Raw genomic sequence first — 22102 nt, 5'->3', positions numbered from 1 at the left:
GTGCCGCTTCTAACACTCCATCGCCTCCCTTCTCATTATCCTTAAAAGAAGAGGCTCTAATCCCTTTTAACCATTTCTGATAGAGATCAGAACCTTTAAAAATTAACGCTTACTCAATCGTCACACCATAATTTTCTTTAAGGAAATTGATAACCCAATCAATATTTTCTTCTGAAACATTTACAAAACTATCTTCAAAGACGCTATCTAATTCCTCACCAAGGTATGGTTCATATCCACCCAATACTTCCTCACCATCTATGAAAAATGATTCATCATCCATTAGGTTTGTAAAACCCGTAACTAGTGCATCAATCGCTTCTTGAGGTGCATCCTCATGTGTAAAAATCATCTTCTGAAGAGTAAAAGCAGATCCAACGAATGTTTTATATGATTCCCAAGCAGGACCTGACGGCTCTTTCCCATATAATTCTTCATAATATTCTTTAATACTCGGTAGTTCAGGGAATACTGGATCACGAACAATCTCCCCATTACTTAGTTGGCCAAAAGAAAATAATGGTGCTGCCATCCCTTCATCTACCAATGGTTCAACATTTGTAAGGTATGCAGAAGAAGTTTGGTAATCGATCGTTGATTCTCCTTGCTCAAACGCTACTCGAGAAGGGCCACGCCCCTCATACCCCAATACAGACTGAACGTCTAACTCTAGTACTTCAAAAGCCAAAAGTGATAATAAGTCAAGGCCCGTTGCACTAATTCCCGCATAAACAAGTTGTTCATTCTGTAAATTCTCTTTCAGTTCTGGAGTTGTATAAACGACCCCTCCAGAAGCAAATCCTATTATTGGTGTTAATTTTGCTAAGTCGTATTGAACGGCACTTTCTTTTAATAAATAAGGCGTGTGTGTCGATCCACTTGTAGCTAGGATGTTAAACCCATTAGCTTCTTTTGATCTGTAAAATTCATTCGTACCTGTTATACTTCCACCGCCCGGGACATTTAGAGGTTGCACAGTTGGATTCCCTTCAATATGTTCGCTTATATAGGGTGCTAAAAATCTCGCGAATACATCCGTCCCTCCGCCAGCACCAAACGGCACTAACATTTCAATATTCTGTCCCTGATAGAAAACATCACTATCTCTACCTCCAGACTCATTTGATGTACAAGCTGATAATACAAATGTAACCGCTAACAAAATTACTAAGAAAAATTGTTTTCTTTTAAATATCATTTTTTCTCCCCCTATTAATGATTTGCACTGTGCTAATGTTGATTAACTATTCTTTACTAAATAGAATGTTACAGGAACGAATTTAATAAGTGAAATACAATTAACTTATTGAATCTAATAAAAAAAATTTATAATTTCAGCATTGAGATCAATTGCAAGACAAAAAACCTCTTTTTAGATAAAAAGAGGTTTTTTGCTTATATTCGATTTTATTTTACAAGGTTTTCCTTTTCATTTGCAGCATACTTAGCAGCTTGAGATCCTGCAATTTTGCCAAACACTGCTCCCGACATCAATCCTGAACCACCTGGATAGTTTTGGTAGAAAATTCCCCCACCATTTCTCCAGCTGCAAACAGGCCAGATATAGGCTGCTCATTTGTATTTAATACTTCTCCGTTAGAATTGACTCGCAATCCTCCAAATGCGAACGTAATCCCGCACGTAACAGGGAAAGCATAGAAAGGACCTTCTTTAATTTCTAGAGCCCAGTTGGATTTAGGAGGTGTAATTCCATTAGTACCTTTTCCATCCTTTTCAGTAGGGTTGTATTCACCCACCTGAACGGCATCGTTATATTCACTTATAGTATTTAAGAACTGCCCTTTGTTTACAGGTAATTGCTCAACAAGTTCTTCTATTGTATCAGCTTGATAGAATGTTGCTTCTTCAAGATTGTACTCTTTTCTAAGCATTGGACGAACTTGTGAATCATAGATTTGGTAGGCAATATGATCAGGCTGCTTTAAGATTTCACGTCCATATTTCGCATAGGTATAGTTTCTAAAATCTGCCCCTTCATCGACAAATCGATTACCATCTTTATTAATCATAATTCCAAGAGGATACGAATGCTTCTTGAAGATATCACCAGGCTTTGTGAAATCTCCTACTTTTGGTGCTTTAGCATCCGTTCCAATTGAATGGCATCCATTCCATTCCCCATAACGAACAGCTCCGACTTCAAGTGCCATAGAAATGCCATCACCCGTATTGAATTCCGTTCCGCGTACAATAGCCGCTTCCCATTCAGCCCCAATATACTCACTGCGCATTTTTTTATTCCCTTCAAAACTACCACAAGCTAATATAACACTTTTCGTATTAACTGTAATTTCTGTTTCACCTTGTCGGACGAGAATAGAGGAAATTTTATCATTCTCTGTATTCAGTTTAACTGCTCGAGACTCGTACCAAATCTCTATTCCAAGTTCTTCGGCTCGTGCATTTAATTGCTTAATTAAGCCAACACCTTTATCCTCGGTTTTGACAGGAAGACCTCCCCAAAAATGATACACTCCATCTTTTAAGAAAGATTGATTATCATAAATAAGGTCAAAATTAACCCCTTGCTCTTTCATCCATTTAATTGTTTGATAGGATTTCGTTACAAGCTGTTTGGCTAACTCTGGATCACTCTGCCCATTCGTCACCCTCATTAAATCACCATGATAATCTACTTCACTATAACTAGGAATATGAATTTTTTCTGCTTCCTCATCCGTAATTTTAGGAATGATGGCCCTTATATCCTCTAATCCATTATAAGCAAAGCGAATCGCACCATCGGTAAAAAACGAATTCCCCCTCTTTTGTGACGCGGTCCACGCTCTAATACCAATACATCGATTCCATGCTCCTTTGCAGAAATCGCTGCACAAAGAGCTGCATTACCAGCACCAACAACAACTAAATCAAATTTTTTTGTCATATTCCGCCTCCTAAGAAATGTAATGGACTTATTTAGAAAGTTCCTTGCTAGTTAAAAGCGTACCTGAGGAACCTTTATTAGTGAAATATAATTAATTTATTGTTTATCATAAAATTTTTTTATCAACAAAGTAAATTAAACAGAACCGTTTTTAATGTACTATGTTAACTATCACAACTACGGAGGTTATGAAATGAGTAAAATTACGATTTTAGGAGACTATGAAAACGTTTATGCTCAATCTAGCCATTATGATCAAATAAAAAATCAAGGGCATGAGGTAGAAATTTATAACACACCTTTACAGACAGATCACAAAATTGTAAACGCTTTAAAAGACGCTGATGTTGTTGTATTAATGCGTGAACGGACCCATATGAACCATTTCGTTCTCTCTTCTCTTCCGAAGCTCTCTTTAATCTCACAGACTGGGAAAGGCTTAAATCATATTGATAAAGAAACAGCTACCAATCTTGGCATTAAAATCGTCACTACGGAGGGAGTTTCCTCCCAATCTGTTATTGAGTTGACGATTGGACTAATCATTGCTTGCGCAAGACAATTTCCTCTGCACCAAGAAAACCTTAATAGTGGAAGATGGGATCAACTGCCTGGTATTGAACTAAAAGGAAAACGACTTGGACTAATCGGATTCGGAAATATCGGGAAAGGCGTAGCGAGGGTCGCAAACAGCATCGGTATGGAGGTCGTTGCATGGCGTCCAAGGGGACCAAAAGGAAATGAACAGCGAGACTTTAACGTTAACATCTTGAGCCTAGACGAAGTGCTATCTACTTCCGATATTATTTCTATTCATCTACGACTAACACCGGAATTCGTTGGGATTATAAACGAAGCTAAATTATCATTAATAAAAAAAAGAGCCCTTTTCATTAATACTTCAAGAGGGGAACTTGTTAATGAACGAGCATTAGCGAAACTGCTAGAAAACAAACACCTTCTAGGGGCTGGAATTGATACGTTTTCTAATGAGCCATTACAAGACAATCCATTTCAAGAGAGTACAAATACTGTCTTAACCCCACATATCGGCTATATAACATATGATGTTCTCCAGCGGTTTGCTGATGCTTCCTTAATCAATGTAGAGCGCTGGCTCAATAATCACAAAAACTAAATCTAGGATATGGAGGAAGAAAGGTGACATATACACACCTATCTTCCTATCACTCTCACACTAAACTTCTACTCTGCACCAGTACCCTGACTCAACTGCCACTCAACTCCATATTGATCACGTACAGACCCGTAGCATTTACTCCAAAAGGTTTCTTGTAGCTCCATCCCTACTTTCCCACCTTCTTTTAGCTTATTAAAATAGGATTGAATCGTTGCTTGATCCTCATGAACAACAGTAAGACTGATATTGTTTCCTTGAATAAAAGGAGAGCCCGGGAAAACATCTGAAAACATGACCGTGCTGCCATTAATCATTAGTCTTGTGTGCATAATTAAATCGTTCGCTTCCTCTGGAAGGGGATATTCAGGATTAGGCGGTGCATCTTTAAAAGTCATAAATTGTGGCTTTTCTGTTCCAAATACATCAGCATAAAATTCCACCGCTTCACGACAGTTGCCGTTAAAATTGATATAAACATCAATTGCCATTCTCAACACTCCTATGTATTTTTCAAACAACGTCGATCGTTGTCTATTCTAATTAAGCATATCCTAATTATTTCAAAACTACACGACATGATTTTTAACTTACTCATATAATAAGCATGATTTTCCTTTTATCTTCTCATACTACCGATGAACGATATGTGAGGAGTGACGAAAATGAATGTTAAATCCGGTACTTATTATTGGTCAACGACTTATCCAGATGCCCCCTCTTATCCTGTCCTAGATGAAGACCTTACTTGTGATGTGTTAATTGTAGGCGGCGGTAGTTCCGGTGCTCAATGTGCGTACTATTTAACTGATAAAAACTTAGATGTCGTAGTCATTGAAAAGAACAAGATTGGGCAGGGAAGTACTAGTACGAATACGGCTTTCATTCAATATTCGGGAGAGAAACTTTTTATCGATTTAGTAAATACGTTCGGAGAATCATACATATCGAAACATTTACAGCTTTGTCGCGAGGCGATAAATGAAATGGAAGAAGCCGCACAAACCGTCAATTTAGATTGTGAATTTAAAAGAAGAGATTCCTTATACTTTGCCAGTTATCCAGAAGATGTAGAACGTCTCAAACAAGAGTATACCTTATTAAGAAAACATCAATTTGAATTAAATTTTTTAGATGCAGATGAAATCGAGAACAAATATTCTTTTAGAAAAAAAGCTGCAATTTATTCTTATAATGATGCAGAAATGAACCCTTATAAATTCACACATGGATTAATGCAGTATGCTGCACAGAAAAATGTTCGTATCTTTGAACAAACAGAAATGAACGGACAAATGTTTGATGAAAAACGAAAGAAAGTATCAGCACGAACAAAAAATGGACATACCATTCATGCAAAACGAGTTATTTATTGCGCTGGCTATGAAGGCATTGATTTTAAAAAAGAAAAACAAGCATCTTTTGTCAGTACGTATACAGTAACGACAGCTCCCGTCCCAGATCTTTCATTTTGGTACAATCGAACTTTAATTTGGGAAACAGCCCGTCCATATGTATATACTCGCACAACGGCTGACAATCGCATTATTATTGGCGGCCTAGATGACAACACGAACTATCCTGAGGATCGTGATAGCAAGCTTGTTCATAAAAAGAAAAGGCTAATTGAAGAATTTCATAAATTATTCCCAAATGTTAGAATCACCCCAGAATATTCTTTAGCAGCTTTTTACGGTGGAACGATAGATGGTTTGCCGATTATTGGGATTTATGATGATAGACCGAATAGCTATTTTCTATTTGGATTTGGGGATAACGGAACAGTCTATAGTCAAATCCTCGCGAAAATCATCGCTGAAGATATCGTTTCAGGAAAGAGCGCTAACCTACCCTATTATTTGCAAAATCGACCTTTGCTAAATAAATAAGATCAAGGATGATAAAAGGTAAACAGTCGTTTGATACCTTTTATCATCCTTTTCTATTTTATATAAATCTAGTAACTTCCTTTTTTATGATTAACACTTATTGTCGTACAATCATTATATAATATTTGTAGTATTTTCGTACCAAAAGAAATGAACTTACCTATCTAACTTAATTACCTCCCTATATATCTTCTCTAATATTTGTAATTATGTTGAGAAACTAGTAAGAAATGTATTAAAATAAAATTTATGTGTAAAAGATCGTTTACCATAGTAATAAGAGAAGATAATTCAGGAGAAAAACTCTATGAAGAAAAATGAATTGGTTACGAAGATCGAACAAAAACGGAAACAGCTTCATATATATGTTAGTAAATTTGGAATTCTATCAAACGAGGTTTTAAGGTGTAGCGAAGAGTTAGATGTATTAATTAACATTTACTTAGATTTAAAAGAGTAAAGAAACGTAAAGTTCCTCTCTTCGTAGAAAGAACGACTACCTTTTTAGGAATTCGCTAAGCGATCGCTGTGAAAATAATATCTTATGACCTTCAAAAAAATCAGTTGACTTCCCCGTTCATACCTTATAGCTAATTTTATCTACCCTATTTTTAATCCCTTAACAAATTGGTCAAGGTTAAACCTCTTCTTTTTAGAAAAGCTCAGCCACTTGCCCGATTTCAAACTAAGAGTTAAACTATTATTTGGTTTTCATACAAATAAAGCCTCGTAATCAAAGGCTGATTAGTTACCCTTAGGAGGAATGTCTGTGAACGTAAATAAGAACGTAATTGAGGTTCATCATTTACGCAAGGAATTTAAATCGTATTCAAGTCGCTCTGGGTTAACAGGTGCCTTTCGTGATTTGTTTACCAGAAATTATAAAGTACTTGCTGCAGTTGATAATATTTCTTTAACAGTGAAGCAAGGAGAAATGGTTGGTTACATAGGGGAAAATGGTGCTGGCAAATCAACAACAATTAAAATGCTGACTGGAATCCTCACCCCAACATCAGGCTCAATTGTTGTCAACGGCATGAATCCACATAAAGAAAGAGAGCAATTTGTTCGCTCTATCGGTGTAGTCTTCGGTCAACGCTCTCAATTATGGTGGGATATCGCTGTTCAAGAGTCATTTCGCTTATTAAAGAAAGTCTATCGTGTTTCTGATGAAGACTATGAAAATCACATGGGTCATGTAATCGAAACGTTAGAGATCGGTCCATTACTAGATAAACCAGTTCGAAAGTTATCATTAGGACAACGAATGCGTTGCGAGCTAGCCGCTGCCTTAATCCACAATCCTCCTTTACTATTTTTGGATGAACCGACAATTGGCTTAGACGTGTTAGTTAAGTTGAAAATCCGCAAATTCTTAAAAGAGATTAATGAACAATACAAAACAACGATACTACTTACTACACATGATCTAACGGATATTGAAGCGCTTTGTGAACGAGTCGTCTTGTTAGATGAAGGAAAAATCGTCTATGACGGGAAACTAAGCCAACTTCAAATGAATGCAGTTGAAGGAAAACAAGTTCAATTTGAATTTTTGAAAGAAACGTTTGTAACCGATCTTCCTGAAACATCAAATGTCTTATGGGAACAAAAAGATGCAGCAACTTGGCTCGCTAATGTTAATGGTGATGAACGAATTGTCTCTGAATTAATTAGTATTGTCGTCCAAAAAAATCCAATTAAAAATGTTCGTATTAATGAAGTATCAACTGAGGAAATCATTCGTAAGATTTATGAAGAAGGAATGGCAGTGACATGAGTTCTTACATTGAGATGATTCGTGTTCGTTTCCTTATGATGCTTGCTTATCGAACGAACTATTATAGTGGAATCTTAATATATAGCATTAATATTGGTGCTTATTATTTTTTATGGACTGCGATTTATAGTGGGCAAGATAACATTCAAGGGTTATCAGTCCTGCAAATGACGACTTATGTGGCAGTAGCATGGATGGCTAGAGCATTTTATTTTAATAATATTGACCGTGAAATCGCCATGGAAATTAAAGATGGAAAAGTCGCAATCGAAATGATACGGCCATATAACTATTTAGGGATGAAGACGATGCAAGGTCTTGGAGAAGGCTTGTTTCGATTATTGTTTTTCTCGGTGCCTGGAATGGTGATTGTCGCTCTCATTTTTCCTATTAGTCTTTCTGCTAGCTTAACAACCTGGTTCTTTTTCTTTCTATCATTAGTTTTTAGTTTTATCGTTAATACACAAATTAACCTATTAACTGGAATTATGACGTTTTTCTTATTTAATAACGCTGGGTTAATTCGTGCCAAACGAGTCGTTATTGATTTATTTTCAGGCCTACTTCTGCCAATTTCTTTTTATCCTTTATGGGCTCAATCTGTCATGATGTACTTGCCATTTCAGGCCATTAGTTACATTCCTAGCATGATTTTCACAGAAGGATTTGTCGGAAGGGAAATCTATACCGCAGTTATGTTACAAGCACTTTGGGCTGTTCTTTTACTCATCCCAATTCAACTGTTGTGGATGTTAGCAAAAAAACAATTAATCGTACAGGGGGGCTAATCTTTGTTCTATGTATCTATTTTCTTTCAATACGCCTCTCAATATTTAAAAACGAGATTAACCTATCGTGTTGATACAATAGTGGAAATTTTATCTGATCTCCTTTTCCAAGCGGTAAATTTAATTTTCATTCTCGTTGTATTTGGTCATACTACATTCCTAAGCGGCTGGAATCGCGAGGAAATCATTTTTATATATGGTTTTTTCCTTGTTCCTTACGCTATCTTTAGCTCGTTTTTCAACATTTGGGACTTTAATGAGCGCTATATCGTTAAAGGAGAAATGGACCGTGTTTTAACAAGACCAATTCATAGCCTCTTTCAGATTATTATGGAACGCATGGAGCTAGAGTCACTGTTTGGAGTGATTACAGGGCTTGTTATTATGTATTACGCAGGTACAACTCTCGGGTTAACGATCGCTTGGTATGATGTGTTTCTCTTTCTTGCAATGGTCATAGGCGGTGCCTTTATTTATGCTGGAATTTTTATTTCACTGGCATCTATAGGTTCTTGGTCAGATAGTCGAACAGATATCATGCCGATGATGTACAACATTGGAAATTATGGCCGGTATCCAATCGATATTTATCACCGTGTGATCCGTTACATTTTAACTTGGATCCTACCATTCGCCTTTGTAGGTGTCTACCCTGCCGCCTATTTTCTACAAAAAGAAGAATGGTATGTGTATTCGTTTTTAACACCTGTAATGGGGTTAGTCTTTTTAACAATATCTGTATTATTATGGAATGCTGGTGTAAAAAAATACCGCGGTGCCGGAAACTAAAACTGCCGGGACAAAAGCGTTATTATTAATGAAAAATCCGATTGTAATCACGGTCGGTGCATAGCATCCGCTCCGGAAATATACTTCACTTTCCGCGGGCGGCTGGTGAGCCTCCTCGTGCTAACGCACTGTGGGGTCTCACCCTTGCCTTTTGACCCTCCAAGAGTCTACGTATATTTCCTCCTCTAAGGTTGTCATCGTTTTATCTATCCCTTTTTTTCAGAACACGAAACTTCGCTTATTAGCAAGATAACTATTTTCTCTTATTGATTGGAACTATCCCTCGAGCGACCCTATATCCTTTTCGTACTAAATTTAACATCCAAACAGGGATCCGAGGGTGATTCTTTAACAAAAAAGGTTGGTAAAACCACTTATAAGCTGTCTGTAGATCCTCCCACTTTTTGCACACTCCGCTTTTATAAAAATCAGAGACATCGACAATAATCCCTTTTTCATTTTGCATGACAATGTTTTTGCCGTGTACATCAAATGGATTCAACCCCACTTTTTTCGCATAATCAATGGCCTTTTCAATATCCATTAGCACTTTGGGAGAAATCGCAACACCTTTAATAACAGCATCATATAAAGTAATGCCAGTTATTCGTTTTAAAATTAAATAATTCTCTCCATAACCGTACAACTCAGAGTAGGCAGGGTGATTACCTAAAGCTTCATACACTCTAATTTCATCTTTTATCGCTTCAACTTCTCTTCCATAAACTTTCACAACGATCTCTTTTTCGGATGGATGAGAAAAAACGGAAGCATAATTACCAGACCCTACCAACTGCCAATCTTTCGTATTATTCTTTACAACAATTGGATCATTTTGGTTTAGGCTGCTTAAGACAATATATGGTAGTAACTCTTCTTCAATTCTTTGTTTGAATTGTTCAATCTTTATCACGGTTGACTTCCCCTTCTAGATCCAAGCTATTTGAATGTAAACCCTTACTCATTTTAGCATCAATTAAAGTCACGACGTTGATCTTTTTTTTCCCATTTTCCCTTTAACATAACTGAAACGAAAAAAAGAGGACGTCTCAAAAGGTCTCGTTTGACCTTTAGAAACGCCTCTTTACTCTTATTTTGCATTCATGATCGCTCTTGCATTTTCAATATGTTTATCTTGTTTCTCACTTCTCCAACGGATATACTCAAACACACTTTTACAATCATGACAGTAGAACTGCCTTACAAGCTGTGCTGTCCCAAATGGAGCAATAACTTTCACATTTTCCGATTGACAAAATGAACAGTGAGGTCGTTCTTTTCTCTTACACATTGGCAATTAACCCTTGGTCTTTAAGCTGATCTACGTCTCTTTGAAAAAGTTCAGTTAAATTAGTGTAAGCTAAGTATGCTCTTAATTCCTCATTCTCCTCAATTTCTTTTAACCACTCTTTTGCTTCTACTAACACCTTATTCAGTTCTTCCTCAAACTTTCGTGGTACTCCACCTTGATCGTTCAGTAATTTTAAAGCCCAGCCTTCAGAATAGACACAGTGTTCCTTATGTTCTAGAAAGACTTTATTAATATAAGCTGTAATCTCCTCATTTTCAGCAACGGCTAGTGACTCCATTACAATATCAATAGCCAAATTAACTGTATAGAAACTAGCAATTAATTTCACCCAACTGTTAATCTCACGAACCTCACGAAAAGATTTACCTGTCTCACATTTATGGTCTGGCTTTCTACCTTTATGTCCTTTTAAGTCTAGACTCCAATTGTATAAAATTCTTGCATGCCCCAATTCCCCTTGTGCTATTGCAACGGACGAGAGAGTTGATTCAATATCCGGTCCACTGAATCCAACTTCTACTAAACGATCTCCTAACACATATTTATTATCTGCAATCCCCTCAATTAATTTGACCAATGCTTGTTGATTTCTCATAATACTTCAGCTCCTTTAACTCGAGATTCATAATTCATTACACCTTGTGAAAGAGCAACCTTTAGGAAATGTTCTTTTTGGACAACATACATTTCAAACCAATCTTCTTCATCGTACGTATAGTTTGCATAAGCTTTTGCTAGATTGTCAGTATCTGCATCGACTGATCCAATAAACAGCAACTCATCTCCTCTTTTTATCCGAGTAAAGACGAAATATTCCTTTTTATTGTTTGTCATTTTGAACTCACACCCCAATGTTTTAATTGTTCTTTCGCTTTATCACTTAGCCGGTCTACTGTCCAAGCAGGTACCCATACGACATTAATATTAACTTCCTTAACGTCTTCTTCCTGTAACAAGCGTTCTCTGATGTCACTTTCAATCCACTCCATACACGCACATGAAGAAGCTGTATACGTCATTTTGATATCAACTTTTTCACAAGGTTGTTCTTTTATCTCGTAGATCAGTCCCATATCAACGACGCTGATTGGAAACTCTGGATCCATAACCTCTGTTAGCGCTTTCCAAAATCTTTCTTCTCTTTTAGTCTTTGTTTCTTGCATGTTAGATCACCTCTTTACGTAGATTTTCTAATTCGAAATGTCCTCTTTGTACTCGTTCAATGAACTCCTCATTTTGCGGGCCCCGTGCTTTAAATCGTTTAATGACATTGTCCCATGTATCTGGTTGTTCGAAGTTCCACTTTTTCTTCTCTGCGTCAAACACACATGGGAACGGAACATCCAAAACATACTTTTCTGTTTCCTCATCATAGTGAGCTGGTACATTTACTCCGATTGACTCACAGAACGGAATCGCCGTCGATAACCAAACTTGTCGTAATTCATCATTTGTTTTCCCCTTCAAACTGTATTCAAGCTGTGTCGAACGACTCTTTAAGTTGTCTGCAACGCCAAAGAATTCTAATGCCATTAAGAACATCCAATCTACTGCATCTTGAACTTGTTTCGCTGTCTCAGGATCCTTCATTGCATTTCTCATAATTACTTCGCCATTACGTAGATGGAAAAGCTCTTCCTTATCAACCTTTACTAAAGCTCGTTTCCAAGGTCCGTAAGTCGTATGTTGATAAGCATCCCCTAGCAATGTATAACCAGCACGGTCAAAGAACGCATTAAATACTCCCAGTTCAATCCAATTATCTAATTTAAAATCAAAAGCGTAAGGATTTTTCCATTTATGTGCTTCTCTATCAAACATTAGGCTCTCAATATCTTCGCCTAAATCTTTTAACAATCGCCATGCGATATGGGCATGGCCAATTTCATCTTGCATAACTGCTAGTGCCGTAATCTTTAAGTTTAAGCTTGGAGCTTGCTCATAAACAGTTAACAGTGGAGGAACACTTAAAAGCTCTGTATCTGCAACAATCATCAGCGTTTGTTTTAATGCTTCAAGATACTCTTGATTCATATCCTCCTTTTCCTCTAGAACAAAACCCTTTTTAATCTTCTCTAATAACTCTTGTTTCTCCATTGATAACACCCCTCGAATTTTTATTATGTTTTAACTACTAACGTTTATATAACGTAATATAAATCAACCGAAATAAAGTGTCAATAATTTAACAGAAAATTTATTTTATTTAGGAATTATAATTATTTATACCTTTAAATTAGTTTTTACGTTGGAAATAGTGTTAATTTATCAGGGTTTTTACGCTTTTTCATTAGAATTAGACCTAACGTTGCTATATCATTTGAAATTTATAAAAAAAACAATAGCTTTTATTTATTATGTATTTTTTATTAACGTTTAAAAAAACATATTATAAATTATTTGTTATCAGCAGACTACCGGGCGATAAATTATCAAAATTATGGTATAATTCAGACCGTATAATAGTCATTATAGGAGTGAAGAATTGTGTTTGATGAAAGAGCCGCAATCCAATTAAGAATGCAACAAATCTTTCAAGAACGTGAAAGACTACAAGAGGAGTATAAAGATCTTTTTTCTCGTCTTCGAGAAATTGATCATCCAGTTGGAACACAAGCCTCTCATGCTCCACAAGCTATTGAAAAGATAACGGAAACTTCAAAGCAAATGAAACAGTGGGAAGATGACCAAGAAGAGCAAATCGACACAGAAGAATTTGACAAAAGAATGAATCAGATTGAAGCCTTTTTAGAAGACGAAGAATAAAAAACAGCTACTGGTATCTTCCAAAGCTAATACCAGTAGCTGTTTTTTTATTTCCCTTTAAAAACTCGTTTAAACCAATTAGGTTGCTGGCTCATTCTCATGAAGTGATTCATATCTTTGTTGTGTTCAATAATTTTATAAATCGCTTTTAATGTTTCTTCAGGTGTAATTTGTGAATTATCAATAACATTTGTCCACTTTGTTGTAATATATGGCTGCCGTTCTGCTAAATGATCATCGAGCCAATCAGGAACTGAATGCTGCCTCTTCTTCAAGCGACTAGCTACCGTATCGCGAGTTGGAGCAAGTGTAACATGATAAAATTTCACCTCTTCATCTAATTTTATATTTTTTAATACATCCTCTACTGATTCATCTGAAAATAACGTATTTCCAAAAATAAATACTGCATCAATTTTAGTTAAAAGCATCCCTCTCGCTAAATGTCCAGTGCTCTCTCTAGCCATTTGCCAAATCTCTAGGTAATTCTTTGCATTAAACCTCGGATCTATAAAACGGTATATATCATCAACTTCGACTCCTGCAATACGATCATTAAAACGATGGCCTAGCGTTTGTTTCAATATCCTTCTCATCGTTGATTTGCCTGAGCCAGAAGGACCACTTATTAATACAACTGTTTTCACATGAACTCTCCTTTCGCCTTATTATTCACTTGACTTCCTTTTTGTTTAAGTTTTCATCATTTTCACATATCATCTTTGCAATGCCCTGTTCTATCGGAATTTTTTGACTCCATTGTGGTAGTACTTCACCTTTATTCCAAGGGATCATAATCTCACCAGGTCGATACTCTAATGCTCCCCACTTCACTCGTAAAGGCTTGCCTGCAATCTCGGCAAAAAGAGGTACGAGCCGTTGTAATTTTATTCTACTTTTACTTCGTACCGCATATCTCTCTCTTCTTTTACCAGTACAACTGAACAATTGTTCTGCTGCTACAAGATATGCATCAACAACATCATCAATATAGAGTAAGTCTAAATATTGTTCACCAGGTGTCATTAACAATGTCGTTCCTTCTCTTAATGATCGATCAATCAAATTCATTAACTTTGGCCTTGGATCGTTAGGACCATAATTATCGAATAAGACTAGAGTAATCGATTGTAAAGAAGAAGCATTCGTGTAATAAAGGAGTATATCTTCAAATGCTTGCTTAGTCGCTGCATAAAGACTATTAGGATGGTAAAGTTCCTGGTTCACATGTTGTGAAAAGGAACTCGTATTAACCAATTTTTTCACCTGGTGTTGTGTCATCGCTTCTACCAGAAAGGTACTCATGACAATATTGCTTTCTAGCATGTTCGGAACATCCTTTGTCTCATAGCGAATAGACGCAAATGAAGCTAAATGAAACACTATTTCTGGACGACTTAAACGTACCGCTCGTTCAATCGATTGGTAACTCCCATCATACAAGTGCTCAATAATGTTTTCTTCAATATCTGAGATTAAATGCTTACCAGATGTTGGTCTTAGTAGTATATGAACTTCACACCCTTCTTGAACGAGCTTTCTTGAAACGTGTGATCCGATATAACCTGTTGCTCCAGTAACTAATATACGAACTCCTTTTAAACTACTCATCTAAACTCTGCCTCTTTTGTATTTCCTTCATATATTCAGAGATTTGTTTTAAGGTAACTTCCCTTACATCGCCTTGATGTTGATAAACTTTCGTCCACTTGACAATTTGGTACAGCGAATGTTCTAACGTCCAAATCGGCTTCCAACTTAATAGCGATTTCGATTTTGAGCAATCTAGCATTAAAAGATCCGATTCAGCGTAGAGGTTTTCTGTCAAATGTTTCACTGGAATTTTCTTTCCCCACAACTGAATTAATCGATTCACTACGACTCCTACTTCCTTACAATCATTGTAATCCGGACCAAAATTCCAAGCTTGCGCATAAGTTTGACCTTCAGTGTGCAATTTTTCTGCTAGAAGCAAATAGCCTGATAACGGCTCTAGAACATGTTGCCAAGGACGAACAGCATTTGGCTTGCGAAGGATAATTGGCTCTTCATTCAGTAAAGATTTTAAACATTGAGGGATTAAACGCTCAGGGGACCAATCGCCTCCTCCAATCACATTCCCCGCTCTCGCAGATGCTATGGCTACTTTAGAACCTTCTGAAAAAAATGATTTCCGATAAGAATTTGTCACTAGTTCGGAACATGCTTTACTAGCTGAGTAAGGATCGTTACCACCGAGCGGCTCATTTTCGCGGTACCCCCAATACCAGTTTTTATTTTGATAGCATTTATCAGTTGTAACATTCACAACCGCTCGCACCTTACTCCCTTCCGTTACGGCATGATAAACAGCTTCAAGTATATTAACTGTACCGATTACATTTGTTTGAAAGGTAGCTACGGGCTCTTTATACGAATCACCTACAATTGGTTGAGCCGCCATATGAAACACAATATCAGGATCAACAGAACTTACTAAACGTTGCAGCTCTTTGTAATCATTGATATCCCCAATATATGAATCCACTATATTTTCTAGATTCGTAAGTTCAAATAGACTAGGAGAAGTAGGAGGAGCTAGAGCATAACCAGTAACATGAGCTCCCATACTTGTTAACCATAAACTAAGCCAAGTCCCCTTAAACCCCGTATGACCAGTTAAAAAAACTTTTTTCCCCTTCCAAAACTCTTTATCGACCATCTTTTTTCCACTTCCTCCACGGTGGATTTCCTTTAGTCCAAAGCTCCTCCAACGTATTACGATCATGAATTGTATCCATAGGCTTCCAGAACCCTTGATGTTTAAAGGCCATTAGTTCATCTTGTTCAGCTAATGATGGTAGTACATCTGTTTCAAATACAGTAGAGTCACTAGGAATATGACGGAACACCTCTGGTTCTAACACAAAGAAACCACCGTTAATCCAATTCCCGTCTCCTTGTGGCTTCTCTTCGAACTTTCTTATTTTATTTATAGGATCGATCTCCAAGGAACCAAATCTCCCATCCGGTTGAACAGCTGTTAAAGTAGCCGTTTTTCCATGACTTTTATGGAATGCAACTAATTTATTCACATTGACATCCGATAGACCATCACCGTATGTCAGCATGAATGTTTCATTATCTAAATAGGGCTTAATTCTTGCCACTCTTCCACCTGTCATTGATTCAACCCCCGTTTCAACTAATGTGACTTTCCACGGCTCAACCTTCTTGTTATGAATAATCATTTGATTATCTGATAGGTTAATGGTAACATCTGCTGTTTTCAGCATATATTGAGTGAAAAATTCTTTTATTGCATGCCCTTTATATCCAAGGCATATTACAAAATCCCTATACCCATAGCTTGAATAGATTTTCATGATATGCCATAAAATTGGCATTCCTCCTATTTCCACCATTGGTTTCGGCTTTACCTTTGTTTCTTCACTTAATCTAGTTCCATAACCTCCTGCTAATATGACAACTTTCATTTTATACCCCTTTTTTAAATCTTCTTAATCATATGGAAGAAAGATATATTTGGCTTGTATGAAAGTCTATTAAACAGCAGTACTTATTTACTATCTTTTAAGAAACAGACTATTGAACTAGAGCAATCTGTAAGAGAACTCATACATTATCAAAAATAAACTATTTTGATGAAAATAAGAAAAGAGGTAGATAACTATTGTTGGAACAATTTCTTCCATTTACTAGAAAAACAAAAGTGGTTGGAAATATTGAAAATAATAAAAATCATTATCACTTTTGTGTAACTGCAAGTAAAGACTATGTTCTTCGAGTATTAGCTCTCTATGAGTCTTTGTACGAGAACTCGAACAGTTTTAAACTTTGGGTTTGTTGTATGGATATCCATACATTTAAACTTTTAAAAAAATTAAATATGAAACAAATGGTCCTCTTCTTCGTTGAACAAATTGAAAATACTAGACTCAAACAGCTTCGCGAGCAGCGAAAAATGAATGAATATTGTTGGACAATTAAAGCACCATTAATTCAACACCTTCTTACAACGTATAATCTTGATTCCATTCTCTATTGTGACGGAGATTTATTCTTTTTTTCAGATCCGAAGGAAATTTTTGATGAATGGGGTTCTGCCTCAGTCTATTTAACTCCTCAACGAGATTTAGATTGGGTCGAGAAGAAATACGGGAAATATCAAGCTGGCCTGATCGGTTTTCGTAATGACCGTAATGGCTTACAAAGCGTCAAATGGTGGCGTAAGCGCTGTGAAGAGTGGTGCTCTGCGGAAGCAGATGAAAGTCGATTTGGAGACCAAAAGTATTTAGATCAAATTCCTAATTTATTTTCTAATGTAAAAGTTTCTTCTCATTTAGGAATAAATGCAGCACCTTGGAATTGTGTTTATAATAACGATTTTAAAATTGAGAAGAGTAACGGAGAGGTTTATGTTGAGAATGATAGACTAATCGTCTATCACTTCGCATGCTTTTCCATCTTAAATGAAAATGAATATGAACTTTGGTCCTTAAATCATTTGAAGATAAAACGAGCGATCAAGAAGAACATTTATGAAGCTTATATCGTTAAAATTCGCAACCTAATCAAAAAGCTAAAATACTCCGGAGTTAGCATTCAACGCTTTTATAGCAACAAAGATAAGGCAAAAGTTAAAACCTTTTACAAATACACTGCCTTACGGCGAAAAATGGATGAAACAGACGACTTTTATTGTTTTACTACTATTATTAGCAAGGAATACTTGATAAAAGGATTAGCTCTCTATCAATCACTCCTAAAACATGGAGATGCGTTTCACCTTTGGATCTGCTGTATGGATGATGCAACAATCAAAACATTAAAAAAGTTAGATTTGAAGCATGTTACTCTTATTCCATCTTCTCAAATTGAAACAACAAGATTAAAAGAAGTAAAAAACGATCGTACGTTAACTGAGACTTGCTGGACAATGAAACCACTCGTATGTTCTTATGTATTAGACCAATATAATGAAATCGATCACCTCGTCTACTGTGACGCCGATATGTATTTCTTTAGTAGTGCCAAAACGTTATTTGACCAATGGTCAACCTCCTCCATATTTTTAAGCAAACAAAGAAGCACACCAGAGATAGAACGTATTCATGGCATTTATCAAGCTGGATTAATTGGCTTCAAACAAGAACCAAATAGTAGAAAAATACTCAATTGGTGGAAGGAACAATGTTTTGATTGGTGTTACGACTCCGAGTTTGATCCACTTCGCTGGGGAGACCAAAAATATTTAAATCAAATCCCTCACCTTTTCTCAAATATTAAGACGATTGGTCATTTAGGGATCGATACCGCTCCTTGGAACCTTGTTATGAAAGGCGTTCATCAAGTAAGCAAACGCTCAACTACGCTCTTTATCGATGAGTCTCCTCTTATTTGTTATCATTTTGGGAGCATGCTTATGATTAATTCAAATAAATTTGAGCTTTGGAAGCTTGAAGAACTCTCTTTCAGCGACGATGTACTAGCATATATTTACACACCTTACGTGCACCACCTACAGCAAATATATAAAGAATTACGAAATAAACAAATAATTGTTGAGAGTAGGCCATTTCTTTCTTCTCTCCCGGCCAACTATACTCCAAAAAATATATTAACTATATAAAAAAAGAGAAGGCTGTCACAATAAGAGACAGCCTTCTCTTCTATCATCATTCAAGTAAAAGGTCTGGTAAGAATAATACGAGACTTGGGAAGAAGGCAATTAGTAGTAATACGATAATAATTGCCCCGTAAAAAGGCATCATAGCCTTTGTTACTTTTTCTATTGAAATTCTACCAATAGCTGAACCGACAAAGAGAACCGTACCAACCGGCGGAGTAATTAACCCAACTGCTAAACAAAGCATTAATACAACTCCAAAATGTACAGGATCCATACCAATACTTGTTGCTACAGGTAAAAGAATTGGCGTTGCTATAAGAATGAGTGGAGCCATGTCCATAACCATTCCAAGTATTAATAGAATAACAATAATCATTAATAGAGTAATTATATCATTCGGTGAAATTGATAACATTGTTTCAGAGACCATTGTTGGGACTTTTAATAATGCTAATAACCAACCGAATGCAGAAGATGCTGCAATTAAGAACAACACCATTGATAACGTCTTAAATGTTCTGTGCAAGATAACACCGAATCTTGAAAACGGGATATCACGATAAACAAAAAACGTAATAATGAATGCATATAAAGCACCAATAGCTGCTGATTCTGTTGCTGTGAAAATTCCACTAACGATACCACCGATAATAATAACAGCTGTAAATAATCCTAATAAACCTTCACGAACAATTTTAGGTATTTCTTCTTTTTTTACTGGTTCACCTTTAGGGTGATTCTTTTTAACTGCAATAATATAGGTGGTAACCAGTAACACCAACCCAAGTAAAATGCCTGGAAGCAAGCCACCCATAAATAAAGCACCAACGGACACACCACCAGCAGCGGTCGAATAAATAATCATATTATGGCTCGGTGGAATCATTACACCTTGTGCAGCACTGGAAATCGTTACACTTACAGAATAATCCGTTTTATATCCACTTTTCTTCATCATCGGAATTAATACCGACCCAACAGATGATGTATCTGCAACGGCAGATCCTGAAATACCTCCGAAAAATGTACTAGCTAAGACGTTAACCATTGCGAGTCCACCTCTAATCTTTCCAATAATAACATTAGAAAGATTAATTAATCGTCTTGAAATCCCACCTTCATTCATGATTTCTCCTGCTAAAACAAAGAACGGAATCGCTAATAAAGAAAAGGAATTTAACCCACCGACCATACGCTGCACAAGTGCGCCTAAGTTAATATCTAAATACATTCCTGTAATGAAGGAAGATAAGATAAGGGAAAGGGCAATTGGGACTCTAGCGATTAGAAAGATGACAAAACTACCAATTAATAAAAAGATTCCCATATTTCATCACTCCTCACTGACATCATCGTATTTTTCATGTAGTCCTTTTTTGAACAATAGTTCAACGCCGTAAAGTAAAACGAAGAAGCCAGTTACTGGTATAGCTGCATACAACACACTAGAAGTAATTCCAAGACCTGGAATTGTTGAATTATTCATTAAAATTGTAAACTCCATCCCATAATAAACGAGAACTACGCCAAACAGGATTATTAATCCCTTTGCAATATAATCGAATACATCTTGTAATTTCTCAGGGAGCATTCCTACGAAAAGACCTACACCGATGTGAAGTTTTGCTTTAAATCCATATGCGATCCCCATAAAGCTTACCCATACAAATAATAATTTTGATAACTGCTCTGTCCAAGCAGGTGCCGTTCCAAGTACTTGTCTTGAAAAGACTTGATAAATAATGGATAAAGTCATTAAAGTTAATAAGATTAGCGAAAATCCTAATTGTAGACGAGTGAGACCGTCTCTAACCATCTTTAACGTTTTCATAAAAACGTCCTCCTATAAAGAGTAAGAAAGCGGGAAAGAAAAGATCCCCACTTTCTCCCGTTATCAAAATTTAGTTCGCATTGATACGATCAAGCCACTCTCCAAATTGTTCACCATATTTGTCATATACTGGTTGTACTGCTTCTCTCCAAGCTGTTACATCTTCAACTTCAACAAGTTCACTACCGTTTTCTAAAACAACATCTCTAGCTTCTTCAACTAGCTCTGCCCATGCTTGACGTTGTATATCTACAGATTCAAGGGCTGCCTCACGAAATGCTTCTTGATCTTCTGCACTTAAGCTATTCCAAAGCTTCTCAGAACTTAATAACACTTCAGGAACTCCTTGATAACCATTAACAGTAAAGTACTGAGCTACTTCATAGTGGTTAGAAGTAAAGTAACTAGGGAAATTATTTTCTGCGCCATCAATAACGCCTGTTTGTAGAGCTGAGTAAACTTCACCATACTCCATTGGAGTTGCAGAACCACCTAGTGAGTTAATGATATCAATTGCAAGATCTGATTGTTGAACACGGATTTGCAAACCTTCTAAATCTTCAGGTGTTGTTACAGGACGTTGCGTATTGTAGAAACTTCTTTCACCAGAATCATAGAATGCAAGACCAACAAGACTTGACCCGTCAAAAGTTTCTAAAAGGTCTTGACCAATTTCACCATTTAAAACTTCCCATTTTTCCTCTTCATTTTCAAATAAATAAGGCATTGCTAGCACACCAATATCACTTGAAAACTCACTTAAAGGAATTCCATTTACACGAGTTAGATCAATCGTACCTAATTGTAATTGTTCAATAACGCTTCTTTCATCACCTAGTTGTCCACCCGCATATACCTCGATTTTGTAGCGACCATCTGTTTTTTCTTCGACTAGTCTAGCGAATTCTTTTGCACCAACTGTTGTAGGGTAATCTTCAGGCTGGTTCTCAGCTAGTGTAAGTGTAACAGTTTCCTTGTTGTCTCCAGAATTGTCAGCGCTTTCTGTTGAAGCGTCGTTTGATCCTCCACATGCAGCTAAAATACTTACTGCTAAAAACGCCGTTGAGAATAATGATACGACCTTTTTCATTCTTTTTTCCCCTTATATTAAGTAAGATAACGTTTACAGTTAATTCGTTTCTTTTATTTGTTTATCAAACAAACCAACTGTCTTGCTAATGTCATTATACGTGTAAGCGCTTTTTAAATCAAGACTTTTATTAAAGTTAAAAATTTACAGATTACTGAATATTTCGTTCAAAACGAAAC

The 22102-nt window shown here is 36.4% G+C and carries 23 protein-coding genes and 1 pseudogene; 8 read left to right on the top strand and 16 right to left on the bottom strand.

Annotation, left to right across the window (positions count from 1 at the left end; all coding sequences use genetic code 11):
* Positions 1-109 precede the first annotated feature (109 nt).
* Complete coding sequence (locus BkAM31D_RS07115) at positions 110-1198, bottom strand: Bug family tripartite tricarboxylate transporter substrate binding protein (RefSeq protein ID WP_066159997.1); 1089 nt, start codon at positions 1196-1198, stop codon at positions 110-112.
* A gap of 209 nt (positions 1199-1407) precedes the next feature.
* Positions 1408-2908, bottom strand: a pseudogene (gene tcuA, locus BkAM31D_RS07110) (FAD-dependent tricarballylate dehydrogenase TcuA).
* Positions 2909-3101: 193 nt separating this feature from the next.
* Here tcuA and BkAM31D_RS07105 point away from each other — a divergent pair.
* A complete protein-coding gene (locus BkAM31D_RS07105) occupies positions 3102-4046 on the top strand; it encodes an NAD(P)-dependent oxidoreductase (protein WP_066160003.1) in 945 nt (314 codons plus the stop codon).
* A gap of 68 nt (positions 4047-4114) precedes the next feature.
* On the opposite strand, the gene BkAM31D_RS07100 is transcribed toward BkAM31D_RS07105, so the two are convergent.
* Positions 4115-4537 carry a VOC family protein gene (locus BkAM31D_RS07100; protein ID WP_066160006.1) on the bottom strand — a complete coding sequence of 141 codons (423 nt, stop codon included), beginning with the start codon at positions 4535-4537 and terminating at the stop codon, positions 4115-4117.
* A 174-nt stretch (positions 4538-4711) separates the two neighbouring features.
* Between BkAM31D_RS07100 and BkAM31D_RS07095 the strand changes: the two genes are divergently transcribed.
* The 5 genes from BkAM31D_RS07095 to BkAM31D_RS07075 all read left to right on the top strand — a co-directional run bounded on the left by BkAM31D_RS07095 (position 4712) and on the right by BkAM31D_RS07075 (position 9292).
* Positions 4712-5935 carry an NAD(P)/FAD-dependent oxidoreductase gene (locus tag BkAM31D_RS07095; protein ID WP_066160009.1) on the top strand — a complete coding sequence of 408 codons (1224 nt, stop codon included), beginning with the start codon at positions 4712-4714 and terminating at the stop codon, positions 5933-5935.
* A gap of 307 nt (positions 5936-6242) precedes the next feature.
* Complete coding sequence (locus tag BkAM31D_RS07090) at positions 6243-6395, top strand: aspartyl-phosphate phosphatase Spo0E family protein (RefSeq protein ID WP_084372496.1); 153 nt, start codon at positions 6243-6245, stop codon at positions 6393-6395.
* Between the two features lie 309 nt (positions 6396-6704).
* Positions 6705-7715 carry an ABC transporter ATP-binding protein gene (locus BkAM31D_RS07085; protein WP_235820563.1) on the top strand — a complete coding sequence of 337 codons (1011 nt, stop codon included), beginning with the start codon at positions 6705-6707 and terminating at the stop codon, positions 7713-7715.
* Positions 7712-8503: an ABC transporter permease gene (locus BkAM31D_RS07080; protein ID WP_066160014.1), complete on the top strand. Its 792-nt coding sequence runs from the start codon at positions 7712-7714 to the stop codon at positions 8501-8503. Before BkAM31D_RS07085 ends, BkAM31D_RS07080 begins: the two co-directional genes overlap by 4 nt.
* A gap of 3 nt (positions 8504-8506) precedes the next feature.
* Positions 8507-9292 (top strand): ABC transporter permease, encoded by a 786-nt coding sequence (locus BkAM31D_RS07075; protein ID WP_066160017.1) that lies wholly within the window; start codon positions 8507-8509, stop codon positions 9290-9292.
* A gap of 253 nt (positions 9293-9545) precedes the next feature.
* On the opposite strand, the gene BkAM31D_RS07065 is transcribed toward BkAM31D_RS07075, so the two are convergent.
* From BkAM31D_RS07065 to BkAM31D_RS07040, 6 genes are all read right to left on the bottom strand, one after another.
* Positions 9546-10205 carry a protein kinase family protein gene (locus BkAM31D_RS07065; protein ID WP_066160020.1) on the bottom strand — a complete coding sequence of 220 codons (660 nt, stop codon included), beginning with the start codon at positions 10203-10205 and terminating at the stop codon, positions 9546-9548.
* 177 nt (positions 10206-10382) lie between these two features.
* Complete coding sequence (locus BkAM31D_RS07060) at positions 10383-10583, bottom strand: PaaD-like zinc ribbon domain-containing protein (RefSeq protein ID WP_066160023.1); 201 nt, start codon at positions 10581-10583, stop codon at positions 10383-10385.
* Entirely contained in the window at positions 10576-11199 is a 624-nt protein-coding gene (locus tag BkAM31D_RS07055) for a Phenylacetic acid catabolic protein (protein WP_066160026.1), read from the bottom strand. Before BkAM31D_RS07055 ends, BkAM31D_RS07060 begins: the two co-directional genes overlap by 8 nt.
* Positions 11196-11438 (bottom strand): hypothetical protein, encoded by a 243-nt coding sequence (locus BkAM31D_RS07050; RefSeq protein WP_066160029.1) that lies wholly within the window; start codon positions 11436-11438, stop codon positions 11196-11198. The genes BkAM31D_RS07055 and BkAM31D_RS07050 overlap by 4 nt, the downstream gene beginning before the upstream one ends.
* On the bottom strand, positions 11435-11767 hold the full coding sequence (locus tag BkAM31D_RS07045) for a metal-sulfur cluster assembly factor (protein ID WP_066160032.1): 333 nt from the start codon (positions 11765-11767) through the stop codon (positions 11435-11437). Before BkAM31D_RS07045 ends, BkAM31D_RS07050 begins: the two co-directional genes overlap by 4 nt.
* 1 nt (position 11768) lies before the next feature.
* A complete protein-coding gene (locus BkAM31D_RS07040; RefSeq protein ID WP_066160034.1) occupies positions 11769-12701 on the bottom strand; it encodes a Phenylacetic acid catabolic protein in 933 nt (310 codons plus the stop codon).
* 390 nt (positions 12702-13091) lie between these two features.
* Between BkAM31D_RS07040 and BkAM31D_RS07035 the strand changes: the two genes are divergently transcribed.
* Positions 13092-13370: a hypothetical protein gene (locus BkAM31D_RS07035; protein WP_066160037.1), complete on the top strand. Its 279-nt coding sequence runs from the start codon at positions 13092-13094 to the stop codon at positions 13368-13370.
* A 47-nt stretch (positions 13371-13417) separates the two neighbouring features.
* Here the strand turns inward: BkAM31D_RS07035 and BkAM31D_RS07030 are convergent, their stop codons facing one another.
* From BkAM31D_RS07030 to rfbF, 4 genes are read right to left on the bottom strand one after another with little or no spacing between them, the layout of a single operon-like run.
* Positions 13418-14017, bottom strand: coding sequence for an AAA family ATPase (locus BkAM31D_RS07030; protein ID WP_066160040.1), 600 nt, complete (start codon positions 14015-14017; stop codon positions 13418-13420).
* Positions 14018-14042: 25 nt separating this feature from the next.
* A complete protein-coding gene (locus tag BkAM31D_RS07025) occupies positions 14043-14981 on the bottom strand; it encodes an NAD-dependent epimerase/dehydratase family protein (RefSeq protein ID WP_066160043.1) in 939 nt (312 codons plus the stop codon).
* A complete protein-coding gene (rfbG, locus tag BkAM31D_RS07020; protein ID WP_306807455.1) occupies positions 14974-16137 on the bottom strand; it encodes a CDP-glucose 4,6-dehydratase in 1164 nt (387 codons plus the stop codon). The genes BkAM31D_RS07025 and rfbG overlap by 8 nt, the downstream gene beginning before the upstream one ends.
* On the bottom strand, positions 16061-16846 hold the full coding sequence (gene rfbF, locus BkAM31D_RS07015) for a glucose-1-phosphate cytidylyltransferase (protein ID WP_066160049.1): 786 nt from the start codon (positions 16844-16846) through the stop codon (positions 16061-16063). The genes rfbG and rfbF overlap by 77 nt, the downstream gene beginning before the upstream one ends.
* Positions 16847-17043: 197 nt before the next feature.
* On the opposite strand from rfbF, the gene BkAM31D_RS07010 reads away from it, so the two are divergent.
* Positions 17044-19002 carry a glycosyltransferase gene (locus tag BkAM31D_RS07010; RefSeq protein WP_066160052.1) on the top strand — a complete coding sequence of 653 codons (1959 nt, stop codon included), beginning with the start codon at positions 17044-17046 and terminating at the stop codon, positions 19000-19002.
* 46 nt (positions 19003-19048) lie between these two features.
* On the opposite strand, the gene BkAM31D_RS07005 is transcribed toward BkAM31D_RS07010, so the two are convergent.
* From BkAM31D_RS07005 to BkAM31D_RS06995, 3 genes are all read right to left on the bottom strand, one after another.
* Positions 19049-20329 carry a TRAP transporter large permease gene (locus BkAM31D_RS07005; RefSeq protein WP_066160055.1) on the bottom strand — a complete coding sequence of 427 codons (1281 nt, stop codon included), beginning with the start codon at positions 20327-20329 and terminating at the stop codon, positions 19049-19051.
* 6 nt (positions 20330-20335) lie between these two features.
* On the bottom strand, positions 20336-20833 hold the full coding sequence (locus BkAM31D_RS07000) for a TRAP transporter small permease (protein ID WP_066160058.1): 498 nt from the start codon (positions 20831-20833) through the stop codon (positions 20336-20338).
* Between the two features lie 70 nt (positions 20834-20903).
* On the bottom strand, positions 20904-21923 hold the full coding sequence (locus BkAM31D_RS06995) for a TRAP transporter substrate-binding protein (protein ID WP_066160061.1): 1020 nt from the start codon (positions 21921-21923) through the stop codon (positions 20904-20906).
* Between the last annotated feature and the right edge of the window lie 179 nt (positions 21924-22102).

This window comes from Halalkalibacter krulwichiae (assembly GCF_002109385.1).
GTDB classification, from domain to species: domain Bacteria; phylum Bacillota; class Bacilli; order Bacillales; family Bacillaceae_D; genus Halalkalibacter; species Halalkalibacter krulwichiae.
Note: the sequence above shows the minus strand (reverse complement) of the source record. Positions and strands in the feature narration are given on the sequence as shown.

What these genes read in the sequence shown, in the direction of transcription:
- rfbF (WP_066160049.1), bottom strand. Translation starts at nt 16,846, where the DNA reads ATGAAAGTTGTCATATTAGCAGGAGGTTATGGAACTAGATTAAGTGAA.
- BkAM31D_RS07000 (WP_066160058.1), bottom strand. Translation starts at nt 20,833, where the DNA reads ATGAAAACGTTAAAGATGGTTAGAGACGGTCTCACTCGTCTACAATTA.
- BkAM31D_RS07040 (WP_066160034.1), bottom strand. Translation starts at nt 12,701, where the DNA reads ATGGAGAAACAAGAGTTATTAGAGAAGATTAAAAAGGGTTTTGTTCTA.
- BkAM31D_RS07060 (WP_066160023.1), bottom strand. Translation starts at nt 10,583, where the DNA reads ATGTGTAAGAGAAAAGAACGACCTCACTGTTCATTTTGTCAATCGGAA.
- BkAM31D_RS06995 (WP_066160061.1), bottom strand. Translation starts at nt 21,923, where the DNA reads ATGAAAAAGGTCGTATCATTATTCTCAACGGCGTTTTTAGCAGTAAGT.
- BkAM31D_RS07105 (WP_066160003.1), top strand. Translation starts at nt 3,102, where the DNA reads ATGAGTAAAATTACGATTTTAGGAGACTATGAAAACGTTTATGCTCAA.
- BkAM31D_RS07115 (WP_066159997.1), bottom strand. Translation starts at nt 1,198, where the DNA reads ATGATATTTAAAAGAAAACAATTTTTCTTAGTAATTTTGTTAGCGGTT.
- rfbG (WP_306807455.1), bottom strand. Translation starts at nt 16,137, where the DNA reads ATGATCGTAATACGTTGGAGGAGCTTTGGACTAAAGGAAATCCACCGT.
- BkAM31D_RS07100 (WP_066160006.1), bottom strand. Translation starts at nt 4,537, where the DNA reads ATGGCAATTGATGTTTATATCAATTTTAACGGCAACTGTCGTGAAGCG.
- BkAM31D_RS07095 (WP_066160009.1), top strand. Translation starts at nt 4,712, where the DNA reads ATGAATGTTAAATCCGGTACTTATTATTGGTCAACGACTTATCCAGAT.
- BkAM31D_RS07090 (WP_084372496.1), top strand. Translation starts at nt 6,243, where the DNA reads ATGAAGAAAAATGAATTGGTTACGAAGATCGAACAAAAACGGAAACAG.
- BkAM31D_RS07055 (WP_066160026.1), bottom strand. Translation starts at nt 11,199, where the DNA reads ATGAGAAATCAACAAGCATTGGTCAAATTAATTGAGGGGATTGCAGAT.
- BkAM31D_RS07050 (WP_066160029.1), bottom strand. Translation starts at nt 11,438, where the DNA reads ATGACAAACAATAAAAAGGAATATTTCGTCTTTACTCGGATAAAAAGA.
- BkAM31D_RS07025 (WP_066160043.1), bottom strand. Translation starts at nt 14,981, where the DNA reads ATGAGTAGTTTAAAAGGAGTTCGTATATTAGTTACTGGAGCAACAGGT.
- BkAM31D_RS07045 (WP_066160032.1), bottom strand. Translation starts at nt 11,767, where the DNA reads ATGCAAGAAACAAAGACTAAAAGAGAAGAAAGATTTTGGAAAGCGCTA.
- BkAM31D_RS07005 (WP_066160055.1), bottom strand. Translation starts at nt 20,329, where the DNA reads ATGGGAATCTTTTTATTAATTGGTAGTTTTGTCATCTTTCTAATCGCT.
- BkAM31D_RS07080 (WP_066160014.1), top strand. Translation starts at nt 7,712, where the DNA reads ATGAGTTCTTACATTGAGATGATTCGTGTTCGTTTCCTTATGATGCTT.